Source organism: Citrobacter sp. RHBSTW-00017 (genome assembly GCF_013797615.1).
GTDB classification, from domain to species: Bacteria; Pseudomonadota; Gammaproteobacteria; order Enterobacterales; family Enterobacteriaceae; genus Citrobacter; species Citrobacter braakii.
This window is the reverse complement of the sequence record NZ_CP056899.1, coordinates 493,420-506,927: the sequence shown is the minus strand read 5'-3', so window position 1 is coordinate 506,927 and position 13,508 is coordinate 493,420. Positions and strand designations below refer to the sequence as shown.

The 13,508-nt window shown below is 54.6% G+C and carries 10 protein-coding genes; 1 reads left to right on the top strand and 9 read right to left on the bottom strand.

The annotated features are described in order from the left end of the window. Positions 1–58 precede the first annotated feature (58 nt). The 3 genes from aaeB to aaeX are packed head-to-tail and all read right to left on the bottom strand — an operon-like array spanning position 59 to position 3,175. Entirely contained in the window at positions 59–2,026 is a 1,968-nt protein-coding gene (gene aaeB, locus HV037_RS02435) for a p-hydroxybenzoic acid efflux pump subunit AaeB (protein ID WP_103284290.1), read from the bottom strand. Positions 2,027–2,031: 5 nt separating this feature from the next. Beyond that, positions 2,032–2,964, bottom strand: a complete 933-nt coding sequence (aaeA, locus tag HV037_RS02430; RefSeq protein WP_016154711.1) for a p-hydroxybenzoic acid efflux pump subunit AaeA — start codon at positions 2,962–2,964, stop codon at positions 2,032–2,034. Between the two features lie 7 nt (positions 2,965–2,971). Next, positions 2,972–3,175, bottom strand: coding sequence for a p-hydroxybenzoic acid efflux pump operon protein AaeX (aaeX, locus tag HV037_RS02425; protein ID WP_003025177.1), 204 nt, complete (start codon positions 3,173–3,175; stop codon positions 2,972–2,974). A gap of 184 nt (positions 3,176–3,359) precedes the next feature. Between aaeX and aaeR the strand changes: the two genes are divergently transcribed. Then, positions 3,360–4,289, top strand: a complete 930-nt coding sequence (gene aaeR / locus HV037_RS02420; RefSeq protein WP_016157586.1) for an HTH-type transcriptional activator AaeR — start codon at positions 3,360–3,362, stop codon at positions 4,287–4,289. A 94-nt stretch (positions 4,290–4,383) separates the two neighbouring features. Here the strand turns inward: aaeR and tldD are convergent, their stop codons facing one another. From tldD to mreC, 6 genes are all read right to left on the bottom strand, one after another. Next, the gene (gene tldD, locus HV037_RS02415; protein ID WP_019077799.1) at positions 4,384–5,829 is read right to left on the bottom strand and encodes a metalloprotease TldD; all 1,446 of its coding nucleotides are present in this window, start codon (positions 5,827–5,829) and stop codon (positions 4,384–4,386) included. A gap of 148 nt (positions 5,830–5,977) precedes the next feature. Further along, positions 5,978–9,778, bottom strand: coding sequence for an AsmA2 domain-containing protein YhdP (gene yhdP / locus HV037_RS02410; protein ID WP_103284291.1), 3,801 nt, complete (start codon positions 9,776–9,778; stop codon positions 5,978–5,980). A gap of 114 nt (positions 9,779–9,892) precedes the next feature. Further along, entirely contained in the window at positions 9,893–11,362 is a 1,470-nt protein-coding gene (gene rng, locus HV037_RS02405; protein ID WP_003828822.1) for a ribonuclease G, read from the bottom strand. Then, positions 11,352–11,945 carry a nucleoside triphosphate pyrophosphatase gene (locus HV037_RS02400; protein WP_016157589.1) on the bottom strand — a complete coding sequence of 198 codons (594 nt, stop codon included), beginning with the start codon at positions 11,943–11,945 and terminating at the stop codon, positions 11,352–11,354. The genes rng and HV037_RS02400 overlap by 11 nt, the downstream gene beginning before the upstream one ends. 7 nt (positions 11,946–11,952) lie before the next feature. Beyond that, on the bottom strand, positions 11,953–12,441 hold the full coding sequence (gene mreD, locus HV037_RS02395; protein ID WP_003025196.1) for a rod shape-determining protein MreD: 489 nt from the start codon (positions 12,439–12,441) through the stop codon (positions 11,953–11,955). Next, entirely contained in the window at positions 12,442–13,464 is a 1,023-nt protein-coding gene (gene mreC / locus HV037_RS02390; protein ID WP_103284292.1) for a rod shape-determining protein MreC, read from the bottom strand. Positions 13,465–13,508: the final 44 nt, after the last annotated feature.

Genomic DNA, 13,508 nt, shown 5'->3' with positions numbered 1-13,508 from the left:
ATTTTCAGGTAAGTATAGCCATAAAAAAACCGACGCTTTTAGCGTCGGTTTCCAACTCTTAATTACTGGTCAGCGCATGCTGGTATTTGTGCAGCATCCCGCTAAGTCGTTTTACCGGCTCGGTCACCTGCGGTGGCGCTTGCCAGATGATTAATTTCTCCTGATAGATCTCAAGCTCTTCCAGCAGCTGGCTAAAGTAGCGTCGGCGCTTGTCGTCGTTTCCTGCGGAAATCACGTGATCCGCAGTGCGACGAAGCTGGCGATGGAACGCGGATAGATCCTCGTTTACCGGTATCGGCGCATCGCGCAGGCGCTGATGTGCAATGATCATCGTCAGCGCCAGGCGAAACTTCGCCAGGTCGCCGGGAAATTTGTTCATCAGCAAAAACAGCTGCTGATAAAGCGCCGGGAGATGGTTTTCTTTACGACGTACCACGTTGGTGGTCATCGCTGAAACCGCCGCCGAGACAAACTGGTTGAGCAACACGCGACCCGTTCTGTCACGAGAGTTATCGCGCACCAACAAAATGACGATAAATGCCAGCACGCAGCCAACAATTTGCCCCAGCGCACTATCAAGGAACTGACTAAAGTGGAAGGTCATCGGGTTATCCAGCACGATGATATTAATAGTGCTGGCCAGCGCCCCCATCGATCCCAGCCGTCGTTTCTGTACCTCTATACCCAGAAAGAACCCCAGCACCGCCAGGCTCAGGCACAGTAACAACATGCTTTGTTGCGTATTGGGGATAATCACCAGGAAATAGAGCGCCCCGAGCGGTAACGCCGCCAACGTACCGTAAATAAAGTCAATCGCCACCATGCGCGGGTTGGGCAAACGCATTGCCAGCGAAGTGACAACCGCAATCATCACCATTGCGCCGCTGCCGGAGGTCCATCCGGTCCACAGCCAGAATAAAGTTCCCAGCACACAAGAAAGCGTGGTGCGCCAGAAGTTGACCATCGCATGATGGCGCTCGGCAGACTCCACCTTCACCACTGGCTCACCTTGCAGGATCTCTTCTTCCGTGGCGCTAATTTTGGTATTACTCAATACACCGCGTTTGAGCAACAGGTAGCGCGTCGCGGCGCCTGCCCAACTATATATCGTGATCGGCGTTTCGCGTTCGCCGGTCCAGGCAATCACCCGCCGCATCCGCTTCAACTGTTTATGAACATCCTGCACCGTTTCAACCGGCATATTGAACAACTCGCGGAAGGTATCAGTGATCAGTTCGGGTCGAGTGTTCTGAATAAGATAGGTTTCGCAGGACTGCGTGATGAGCGTGAGTGACAGCGTGTTCAATGCTTTGAGTCTGCGGTTAGCCCGCCCCCAGCGTGAGGACTCCATATTCAGGTTACTTCGCATGCCTTCCAGTGCCGCCGTACGCCGGACTAAATCGCCCCAGGCTTTGTCCACTTCTTCACTGTCACCATGCTTAATGCACAGCTGCATAAGCTGATACTGCGCCACCAGCAGGCTGTCCAGTTCGACATCAATCTCCTGTTTCACCGAACGGGGCGAAAAGAGCAGATCGGCCACAATAGCACAGACAATCCCCATCACTATTTCACTACAGCGTTCGAGCGCAAATTGCGGCGTCAGCAGCGGTTCAGCCTGGATGGTAATGACGATGATCAGCCCCGTATAGCCCGAAAGTCCCCAGGCATAGGAGTTTTCGATCTTCACAAGCGACGAGATCCAGGTACAAAAACCGGCCCAGATACAACACACCAGGATCATCAATAACGGGGCGCGGATCATGCTGATGATAATGATCAGTGCAGCAATACAGCCGATAAATGTCCCGACAATACGCAGCATGCCGCGATAGCGTATAGCACCAGAATAGGGCTCTCCGCCAGCGGCAAAGGCCGGGCCAGCCGCCACAATGGCGGCGGTCAGCACCGCCCAGCGCGGGGTCTCAAGTTGGAAGTGAAAGCCAACGAACAGCGCCAGTACAATCGCGCACGCCAGTTTTACCGCAAAGCGGATATGCTGGTTGGCAATAGAGAAAATGCCCATCACGATTAGCCAAACTCGCGCAGGCGGTGCGCCATTTTACGAAAGAAGGATTCCCGGCTTGCGTCGCGATCCTGCTTGCCGGTAATGACGACGGTAGCCGTAGTCCCCGCAGGCCACAGGGTGCCCTGCTGCTCATCAAGACGAATTCGCACCGGTACACGCTGCGCCAGACGCACCCATTCAAGATTGGAATCAATGGTCGCCATACCCTTTGCGTCCCGCGTGCTGCTGGCATTCGTTACGCCAGCCGCCACGCTATCAACGGTGCCCTTCAGCACATGATTACTGCCCAGCGGGGTGATCTCTGCGCGATACCCAGGGCGGACGCCTTCCAGCTTGGTTTCTTCCATATAGGCCAGCACATAAAAAGAATGCTGTTTGACCAACGCCACCGCCGTAGAGCCGCGAGTAATAAATTCGCCGCTGTAGACGTTCAGGTTAGTCACCCAGCCATCTGCTGGCGCGCGAATGACGGTACGTTCCAGATCTAATTTCGCCAGGTCGCGGGTCGCCTGCGCCTTCGCAAGCTGGTGTAATACGGTTTGCAGGACATTGTTTGACTGGTCGATCTCTTCACGAGACATAGCCTGCACGCCCAGCCGGTTACGACGGCTGGCCTCCTGGCGTTTTTCCTGTGATAACACCTGATAGTAGGCGACGTCTGCTTCCGCTTCTTCGAGCGCTTTTTTATAGCGCGGCTGATCGATGGTAAACAGAACCTGGTCTTTCTTCACCAGTTGATTATCATGAACGTTGACGTTAGTGATAAGCCCGGCGACATCCGGGGCTATTGCCACAACGTCGGCGCTGAAGCGCGCATCACGCGTCCACGGCGACTCGGTGTAGAACACCCATGCGCGGAAAATGGCGATGAAGGCCAGAATGACCAGTACGAGAGTCGTGGCCGTACGGGAGAGTTTTCTTGTTAGTGTTTTCACTTCAACCTCAAACGAACAGGCGCGTTATTAAATAGAACAGGCAGCAATACAGCGCGGTGTTAAACAGAGCCGGGTGCCAGACAAAATCATAGATGCCAGTTGGAACCAGTACCCGGCGCACCAGCCAGAAAATCGCCAGTGACAAAAGTAATTCGAAAAAAATCGGTGGGAAGGACAGACCAAACACCACGATAACGGGAAACAGACTCATGTTGACCTTGGTAGCTTAAGAGAGTGCAGGTGATAGATTTTCTAGCGTATGTCACCGCAGAGAAGGGCAAGGATGAGCCAGGCGAGAGCGACATAGCTGTTATTTGAATAATAATATATTAACGTAACTGTTATGCTGTTATCTATATTATGTGATCTAAATCACTTTTAAGTCAGAGTGAACAATGGAACGATTAAAACGTATGTCGGTGTTTGCCAAAGTTGTCGAACTGGGCTCCTTCACCGCCGCCGCAAGACAGTTACAAATGAGCGTTTCATCGATAAGCCAGACGGTCTCTAAACTGGAAGATGAGCTACAGGTCAAGCTGCTAAACCGCAGCACACGCAGCATTGGGCTAACCGAAGCCGGTAAAATTTATTATCAGGGCTGCCGCCGGATGCTGCACGAAGCACAGGATGTTCACGAGCAGCTTTATGCCTTTAACAACACGCCCATCGGCACCTTGCGCATTGGTTGTTCTTCAACCATGGCACAAAATGTCCTCGCTGGGTTGACCGCAACGATGCTGAAAGAGTATCCAGGATTGACGGTAAATCTGGTAACAGGCATCCCGGCACCGGATTTAATCGCCGACGGTCTGGACGTGGTTATTCGCGTCGGCGCGTTGCAGGACTCCAGCCTGTTTTCACGTCGCCTGGGAACCATGCCGATGGTGGTCTGCGCCGCTAAAAGCTATCTCGCGCAGTTTGGCGTGCCGGAAAAACCCGCCGATCTCAGCAACCACTCGTGGCTGGAATACAGCGTGCGCCCGGATAATGAATTCGAACTTATCGCTCCGGAGGGGATCTCTACCCGCCTGATCCCAGAAGGGCGCTTCGTGACTAACGATCCGATGACGCTGGTGCGCTGGCTGGCCGCAGGCGCGGGTATTGCCTATGTGCCGCTGATGTGGGTGATCAATGAGATCAATCGTGGCGAAGTGGAGATCCTGCTGCCCCGCTACCAGTCGGATCCACGTCCGGTCTATGCGCTGTATACCGAAAAAGACAAACTACCGCTCAAGGTCCAGGTGGTGATTAACTATCTGACGGATTATTTTGTCGATGTGGCGCAGTTGTTTCAGGGGATGTACGGCCGGGGAAAAGAGAAATAAAAAAGCCCGGTAGCGCTTTGCTTACCGGGCCTACATTCAGTGCCAGCACACATTCCAGGCCGGATACGCTGAGCGCTATCCGGCGACCGGGTCGTTACGCGGTGCCACCTACGGTCAAGTTATCCACCTTCAGCGTCGGCTGGCCCACGCCCACCGGCAAGCTCTGTCCTTCTTTACCGCAAACTCCAACCCCGTTATCCAGTTTCAGGTCGTTACCCACCATCGAAATCTGCTGCATCGCTTCGATACCGGAGCCAATCAGCGTTGCGCCTTTCACCGGTTTGGTCACTTTACCGTTTTCAATCAGATACGCTTCGGACGTCGAGAATACAAATTTCCCGGAGGTGATATCCACCTGACCGCCGCCAAAGTTAGGCGCATAAATACCGTATTCAACGGATTCGATGATTTCCTGCGGCGTGGATTTCCCCGGCAGCATATAGGTGTTGGTCATACGCGGCATCGGCAGGTGCGCGTAAGATTCACGGCGACCGTTACCCGTTGGCGCTACGCCCATCAGGCGCGCATTCAGTTTGTCCTGCATGTAGCCTTTCAGAATGCCGTTTTCGATCAGCACGTTGTACTGACCCGGTGTCCCTTCGTCATCGATAGCCACAGAACCACGACGGTCCGCCATTGTGCCATCATCCACAACGGTACACAGTTCTGATGCCACCAGTTCACCCATGTGACCGCTGAATACCGAGGTGCCACGGCGGTTAAAATCACCTTCCAGACCATGACCGACCGCTTCATGCAGCAGAACGCCAGGCCAGCCAGCGCCGAGTACCACCGGCAGCGTACCTGCAGGCGCTGCTACCGCGGACAGATTGACTAACGCCATGCGTACGGCCTCTTTCGCCCACGCGTCGGCACGGACTTCACCATCGAGGTCGCCAAGGAAATAGTCATAGCCAAAACGACCGCCGCCACCGCTGGCGCCGCGCTCACGCTTACCGTCCTCTTCGACCTGTACGCTTACGGACAAACGTACCAGCGGGCGGACGTCAGCGGCCAGCGTACCATCAGTCGCGGCCACCAGGATCAGTTCATAAACACCGGTCAGGCTGGCGGTCACTTCCTGGACGCGTTTGTCGGTGGCACGGGCCACGTTGTCTACGCGGCGCAGGATATCGAGTTTTTCTTCACGGCTCATGCTCTGCAACGGATCAACCGAGGTGTAAAGCGCCTGATGCTCCACGGCCCCCAGCGTTTTTACTTTGCCGTCACCGTTGTCACGCACGATAGTACGCGCGGCATGAGCGCTTTGTTCCAGCGCCAACAGGCTAATCTGGTCTGCATAGGCAAACCCTGTTTTCTCGCCGCTGATGGCGCGGACGCCAACGCCCTGATCGATATTGTAAGAACCATCTTTAATGATGCGGTCTTCTAAAACCCAGGATTCGTGATAGCTCGACTGAAAATAGAGATCGCCGTAATCAAGACGGCGTTCGGCCAGTTGGCCCAGGATGGCAAACAGATCCTGATGTTTCAGGCCATTTGCCGCTAGCAATTGTTCACTTACCAGGTTCAGACTCATCGTTTTGATTACTCATTTAATTCTGCCGGATAGCGGAAAAAAACGCCTTATCCGGCCTACGTTGTTAGGCTGCTGTAGGCCGGATAAGCGCTGCGCCATCCGGCAATACTATGTACTGAGATTGGGGCAATTACTCGCCCCCGTCAAATCATTGCTGGCTTTCTTTGCGCGGCTGACGCAGAACTTCGTTAATTTGCGGCTTATCGACCGGACCGGTGATGCGATAGCGCAGAATCGAGACTTTGCTCCACAGCGGCCCCAGCACCTTACTGGCGGCAAACACCGCCGCACCAACAATCGGGTTGACGGCAAACGCGGCGGCAACCCCTACGGTGGCAGAAATTTCTGGTGCAACGATGGCTTCCATGTCCAGCTCCCGGCGTACCAGGTTCACCGAACCTTTCATCGCAATGTCGGCTTCCAGACCATCCACCAGCGTGTCGTCGGTATGCATCACGCCATCTTTGATCCACGCCGTGCTGCGAATCGAGTCGAAATAGAAGCCTTCGCTGAAGGTGTCGCTAAAATCAAAGCGCAGTTTACGCAGTAACGCATCGAAGCTTAGCAGACGTAACAGTTGCCCCGCATGTCCGGTACTGAGTTCGGTAAGTTCGCCTTTGCCCAGCCGGGTACGCAAAATACCATTCAGCGAGGCTACATCAGGATCCCACGGCGGATTACGCCAATGCAGATCATACTCCACGTTGAATGAAGAATTGCGAATCGGCGTTGATACGCCAAAGAAACCGGCTGCGGAGTCAATTTTATTGCCGCTCAGTTTACCCTTCAGCGACGTTCGCTCCTTGCCCGGCGCATTCACCCACACGCCGTCGGTGGTCAGTCTGGCAAAACCCGTATCCAACAGACCGTTACTCAAGGTGAGCGTGTCGCCTTTAATCGCTACATCGGCGTCAATGCGCCCGTATTTCTGTCCCCACATCCAGCACTCGGCACAGCGCAGCTGAAGGTCCGGCCAGCCACGGAAGCTGACGTTGTCGATGGCTGAGAACGGCGAGGCTGGCGTACTATTTTGTGACGGTTTTGCCGCGCTTGGGTTGTAATAAAGATACTTAATATTGGCCAGCCACGGCGCATTATTGCGCATAGCCAGCGTGGCGTTAATTTCACGGCCCTGCGCCTGCACGCTGGAGCCATTGCTCGCAGGCTCAGAAACGATACTCAAATTATTCCACTGTTGACCGCCCAGGGATAACGATGGCGTACGCACCGTGATGCGCTGCGGGAAGTTAGCGTTGCTGCCCACGTTATCCACAGCGCCTTTCTGGAATAACGCCAGCCATTGCGCGCCATCCATAGGGGGAAGATTAAGCTCTATGCCTTGTTGATCGGGTAACGCTGGCACGGTGCGGCTTTCCGACGCCCAGATTGCGCGGTCAAGCGTCAGTTTCTGATTCAGCAGCCAGCGGCTATTAAAATGATTCTTGCTGCCAGCGTTGCCGGTCAGATCAAAGCTGCGCAGATTGCCGTTGGCCTTAACGTTCACCGGCAACGCCTCACCGGCCGCCTTATTCAGTGGAGAAGGTAAGTGACTACTTACATTCTTGAGATCGCCCTTTAACTCAACGTTGTAGGTTGGCCCGGCATGATACGGAAGATCGATTCCTACCTTGCCATTCCACGCTATGCTACCGTTCAACGCGTCGTTGACCTGCGCCGGTAAAATCCCCATGCGGCTTGGCTGCCAGTCACCTTGCAGATTCACGGCTACCTGATAGGCTTTCGCCCCTTCGGTCGTGGAAAAGTCGACGTTCAGCGGCTGATTAAACCAGTTCGCGGTCATCGGCTCGCTCTTCAGATCACCGTTGATAAAGCTGAATTTACCATTCAAATTCTTCAGCGTGCTGTCGAGCGGTTTAATAAACAGGCTGTTATTACGCAGGTTGACGTCACCTTTGGCGGTAACCAGCGAGCCGTCTAGCGGAATATCAAGATGTAAGCGAGCATTCACATCGCCGTCAATCTGCAGTTGCTCAAGCGTAGCGCCGAGTGAATCCTTCAAAGGCGTCTCATCAAAATAAGGTCCAACCGCCTTGCCCGGCCCGTTGATGTCGGCATCAATCAGCAGTTTTTCTTTGGCATAGTCGGGGATGTTAGCCGTCAGATTACTGGCCTTCACACCGCCCAGATTAACGCTATCGGTCTTCATCCACAGACCGTCGTTAATGAAGTTCAGTTCAATATTAAGGTCAGTCAGCGCGGGCCAGTCGGGCTGGAAAGCAAACTTCGCATTGCGAAGCGGCACCAGTACCTGGAACTGCCCTTCATTGTGTAGATACGGGAACAGATGCGGGTCGCCGCCATACACCAACGTGGCGTTATCCGCTTCGCCGCCCTGAATAGCGCCGCTGAGGTAATCAACCAGCTCTTTGCCCATCAGGTTTTCCGGGAAGTAACGCCAGGCCTGAGAGCCATCGTCGGTGCTGATACCTGCCAGAATGCCCAACCATGGCTCATCATTGGCGGGCTGCAGATAGCGAAAACCACCGCGTGCGTGTACCGCTTTCGCTTTAACATCAATGTTGCGCCCATCTAACTGGAAACCTTTATCATTCTTCAGCCAGCTTAGCGTCGCTACGCCGTCCTCTATTTCCAGCGGTGCGCGAAAGACGGTTTCATACGGCATTTTAGCTTGCTTCATGGAAGCAGTGAGCGCCCCGTTTTCAACGCTGCCCGCGAGCGTACCGGAGAAATGTTCTGCCCCTGGCAGCAGCTTCCACTGTTTCCAGGCCAGATTGGTCCACGAGGACTGGAAACGGGTTTTTTCTGTTGCCTGTAACGGGATATCCAGCGCCAGCACATCTATTTTGCCGCTCGGCTGCGTGGCCCGCCAGATATCCCCCAGCGCAGGCGATAACTTGGCCGCCATCGGACGCAGCCCTTCTAACCCGGCCAGCTCCAGATTGCTGGCGCGGATGCGTAGCTCGTCGCTGCGTTTGTTATTCTCGCCGCCGACTTCCTGTTCAGGGATCCAGGCCAGCGTTAACGCCCCGCTTGGCCAGGGTTTATCATCCATCGTGATACGGGTATCGGGAATGGAGAATTGCCAGCCCGACTGTTCGCGGCTGATGTGCGCCGTCAGGTTATCGACGGAGAGCGTGTGCGTACGACTCTCTCCCAGCCAACTTGCCCCACCTTTTTTCAGCCAGACATCGCCGCCGGAAACGACACCTTTTCTGATCGTCATCCATGCTTCCAGGCTAAAACGCGCGGTTTGCAACGCGACATTATCCTGCATCCATTTACCCAGCCACGGCTTGACGTCGATATCGTCGGCCTGCAGCCAGACCCGACCGTTATTCAACAGCCCGTTGTCATCACGCAGATCCATTCGCACCTGCATAACACCGTGCTGCCCGGTCAAACTGGAGAGACTGACCAGGCCTTCAGCGCGATGTCGGTTTTTACCGTTAAGCCAGGTAAGCTGTGGGATCGCCAGTTCTGCACGCTGGCCTGAGAGGGTTAAAAAGCTAATCTGGCTGTCGCGTAGATCGAAATGATCAAACTGACGCAGGAAGAGATCGCTCAGGTGGCCGGCTTCAATTCCATCACCGCTTTCGCTGCGCTGGATGGGGGTATTGGTACGCAGTTGCAACTGCCAGAAGGTGAGATCGCGAAACTGCCAGCGCATGTGCAGCAAGCTTTGCCAGACATCCAGCGCTAATGTGACCCGCTTTACCGAAAATTCACCGCCATCTTTAAGCTGCGCATGGATATCGCGCGCTTCAAGAGTAGGACCGAAATTTTGCCAGCTAGCGGAAAGTTGGCTGGCGGAGACGGGCAGACCGGTAGCGGATTCAATCTTGTCAAGGATGGCCGGACGCCAGCTATCAAGATGAGGCAGCGCAAGGCGCAGCCCACTGACCAGCAGCGCTGCGATGACAACGAATGCGGCTCCAGTGAGCAGTAATATCCCCGGCAATCGCCTCACGCGCCTCTCCTTGTCTACCAAAAAATGTGACTCACAAAACCGTCTTGCCGGATGGCGGCGTGAACGCCTTCTCCGGCCTGCAAGGTATCGCCATTGGGCGTTTACCAGGCCAGATTACATCATGACAACGTCGAACTGCTCCTGGTTATACAGCGGTTCGACTTGTACTTTAACCTGTTTGCCGACAAAGATTTCCACTTCCGCCAACGCATGTGACTCTTCCCCCTTCAGGGTTTCAGCCACTGCCGGAGATGCATAAACCAGGAAACGATCGGAGTCATATGCATGGTGTACCCGCACGATTTCGCGCATGATTTCATAGCATACAGTTTCCACGGTTTTCACCGTACCGCGCCCATGACAGGTCGGACACTCGTTGCACAACACATGCTCCACACTTTCACGCGTGCGTTTGCGCGTCATCTCCACCAGGCCCAGCTGAGAAAAACCGTTGATGCTGGTTTTTACGCGATCCTTGCTCAGCGCCTGTTCCAGAGAGTGCAGCACCCGTCGACGGTGATCTTCATTATTCATGTCGATAAAATCGATAATGATAATGCCGCCGAGGTTACGCAGACGCAGCTGACGAGCAATGGCCTGCGTTGCTTCAATATTAGTATTAAAGATAGTGTCGTCGAGATTACGATGCCCAACAAACGCTCCGGTATTGATATCGACGGTGGTCATTGCTTCAGTTTGATCGATGATCAGATAGCCGCCGGATTTCAGTTCAACCTTGCGTTCCAGCGCGCGCTGGATTTCATTCTCAACGTCAAAGAGATCAAAAATGGGCTGGCGCCCGCTGTAATGTTCCAGCTTGCTGGTCATCTCGGGGATATATTCCGCTGTGAACTCCAGCAACGCTTCATAAGTAAGACGAGAGTCAACGCGGATCCGGTCAAGCTGGGCATCAGCAAAATCACGCAACACGCGCTGCGCCAGCGCCAGTTCGCCGTACATCTGGTAGCGCGTTTGCGGGCGCTTTTTACGCTCCATGACTTTAGTCCAGACGCGCTTCAGGTAGGCAGCATCCGAGGCCAGATCCTCCTCGCAAACGCCTTCCGCCGCCGTGCGAATGATGAATCCGCCCTGTTCATCGCAGTAGTCCGCCACCACTTTTTTCAGGCGTTCGCGTTCGGTTTCGCTTTCGATACGTTGGGAAACGCCAACGTGCGAAGCACCCGGCATAAAGACGAGGTAACGGGAAGGAAGCGTGATGTCCGTCGTCAGGCGTGCGCCCTTAGTACCCAACGGATCTTTTACCACCTGCACCATCAGATCCTGGCCCTGGCGCACCAGTTCAGAAATGTCGCGCACGGTGAACTGTTTTTGTTCTTCACCCGCCACGCATTCGGTGTGCGGCATGATGTCTGAAGCGTGAAGAAATGCGGCTTTATCCAGTCCAATATCTACAAAAGCCGCCTGCATACCCGGAAGTACACGACTTACACGACCTTTGTAGATATTGCCTACGATTCCGCGTCGCGCCTCACGTTCAATATGAATTTCCTGCAGAATACCGCCATCAATGTAAGCCACCCGAGTTTCCGATGGCGTTACGTTTACCAACAATTCAGCCGTCATGTTTATCCCTTTTCTCACGCAGTGCGTTAAAATTGGTCAGCAACTCATACGTTTCTACCAGCGGTAAGCCGACTACGGCGTGATAGCTGCCATTGATCTTCCTGACAAAACAGCCACCCAACCCTTGAATACCGTATGCACCTGCTTTATCCATTGGTTCACCGCTGGCAACATAGCCCGCGATGTCCTCATCGGTTAGTGCTCTGAACGTCACTTCCGTCACCACCAGACAGTCCAGACTGTGCCGGCGGTCGGCCAATGCCACGGCGGTCATGACCTGATGCGTTTTGCCCGACAGTTTGCGCAGCATTACTGCGGCATGGGCGGCGTCGTGTGGTTTTTCCAGCACTTCGCCATTAAGGATAACAATGGTATCCGCACCCAATACAGGCAAATCACGCTGCGCCAGCGCCACGCCAGCCTGCGCTTTTTCGCGTGCCAGACGCGAAACATACTGCTGCGCGCTCTCCTGCGGGTGTCGCTGTTCTTCAATCCCAGGCACCAGCCGTTCAAAGGTAACACCAAGCTGAGCGAGCAGCTCCTGACGACGTGGAGAACCAGAAGCAAGATACAGAGTATTCATATCAACCTTATTGCACCGCAAACTGCTGACGGACTTTACGCATCAGTAAGAATAGCCATGGCCAAAGCACACCATTCACTACACTACTCCAGAACACTTCGGGTCTGAAAGAGACATTGATCACTAAAAACTCGGCCCAGAAAACAATAATATCCACGACCAGTGATAACAACATGACCACCAGCGCCTGTTGCCAGAGCGCGAGGTTACGGAATAGCTGGAATTTCAGCGCGACCAGATAAGCAATGATACTCATCGACAATGCGCGCACGCCAAGCGTGGAGCCGCTGATGAGATCCAGTATGGCACCCACCACAAACCCCGTACCCACATTTACGCGATGCGGCAGCGCCAGGATCCAGTACAACAAGATGAGCAGTACCCAGTTTGGCCGGAAAACCAGAATATCGTCCGGCCAAGGCATGACTTGCAGCAACAGTGCAATAAGGAACGAGAGCCAAATCACCCAACGTCCCTGGCTACGATAGCTTGCCACTTACTGTCCTCCCGGCTTACGCGGAGCAGGTTGTGGCGGCGTGGTACCCGCAGGCGCTGGAGTCAAGCCTGTTGCGGGAGCTGGCACTGGCGCAGGCGGCCCCATGGCATCTGGTGCAGGCAGAACTTGCGGCATCATTTGCATCAGACGTTCATTGGCAACGCGGTGCACTTCTTCTGGCGTCATCGGATTTGCGCCGTTACGATCGGCGCCCCACAACAGCAGCAGATAACGCAGACGCTGCAGACCCGCGGTCGGGCGTGCCTGAATCACGGTATAAGCGCGCTGAGTGTCCAGCTTAACGGAAGAAACAACACCAACCGGATAGCCTTCAGGGAAACGCCCCCCCAGACCCGAGGTAACCAGCACATCGCCAACGCGAATGTCGGTGTTGGCCGGCAGGTGTTCGAGCTGAAGATCGTCGGTGCAGCCGTTACCGGCAGCGATCACGCGGATATCGTTACGCAGTACCTGAATGGGCAGAGCATGCGTCGCATCGCAAATCAGCAGCACGCGGCTGGTCAGTTTAGCCACCGCTACGACCTGACCCACAACGCCTTTGTCGCTAATAACCGGCTGACCTTCGTAGACCCCGTTAACGCTCCCTTTGTCGATCACCACCTGATCGCTGTAAGGGTCATTAACCGTTGAGATGACCTGCGTCACCATCTTTTGTTCGTCCTGACGCAGCGGCGATCCCAGCAGCTCACGCAAACGCGCGTTCTCCTGTTTATATTGCCCCAGCATCAGCAGCTCGCTGTTTTTCAGCAGCAGTTCCTGACGCAACGCCCGATTTTCAAGTTCGAGTTGGTCACGCGAAGCCAGCGTTTGCGAAACGCCGTCGAGTAATTCACGAGGACCATTTGAGATAAAGTAGAAAGGACTGACGGCGGTATCCATGTACGTTCGGATTTGACTAAACGTACCCAGGCGGCTGTCGGCAATAATAACGCCGAGCGCCACCAGCACCGCCAGAATAAGGCGAATCTGTAGCGACGGGCCACGGCTAAAAATTGGCTTCATAGTCTATGCGTATTCTCGTATCAGAGCGGAAGGGCAACCCGCGG

What these genes read in the sequence shown, in the direction of transcription:
- aaeB (WP_103284290.1), bottom strand. Translation starts at nt 2,026, where the DNA reads ATGGGCATTTTCTCTATTGCCAACCAGCATATCCGCTTTGCGGTAAAA.
- aaeX (WP_003025177.1), bottom strand. Translation starts at nt 3,175, where the DNA reads ATGAGTCTGTTTCCCGTTATCGTGGTGTTTGGTCTGTCCTTCCCACCG.
- aaeR (WP_016157586.1), top strand. Translation starts at nt 3,360, where the DNA reads ATGGAACGATTAAAACGTATGTCGGTGTTTGCCAAAGTTGTCGAACTG.
- tldD (WP_019077799.1), bottom strand. Translation starts at nt 5,829, where the DNA reads ATGAGTCTGAACCTGGTAAGTGAACAATTGCTAGCGGCAAATGGCCTG.
- rng (WP_003828822.1), bottom strand. Translation starts at nt 11,362, where the DNA reads ATGACGGCTGAATTGTTGGTAAACGTAACGCCATCGGAAACTCGGGTG.
- HV037_RS02400 (WP_016157589.1), bottom strand. Translation starts at nt 11,945, where the DNA reads ATGAATACTCTGTATCTTGCTTCTGGTTCTCCACGTCGTCAGGAGCTG.
- mreC (WP_103284292.1), bottom strand. Translation starts at nt 13,464, where the DNA reads ATGAAGCCAATTTTTAGCCGTGGCCCGTCGCTACAGATTCGCCTTATT.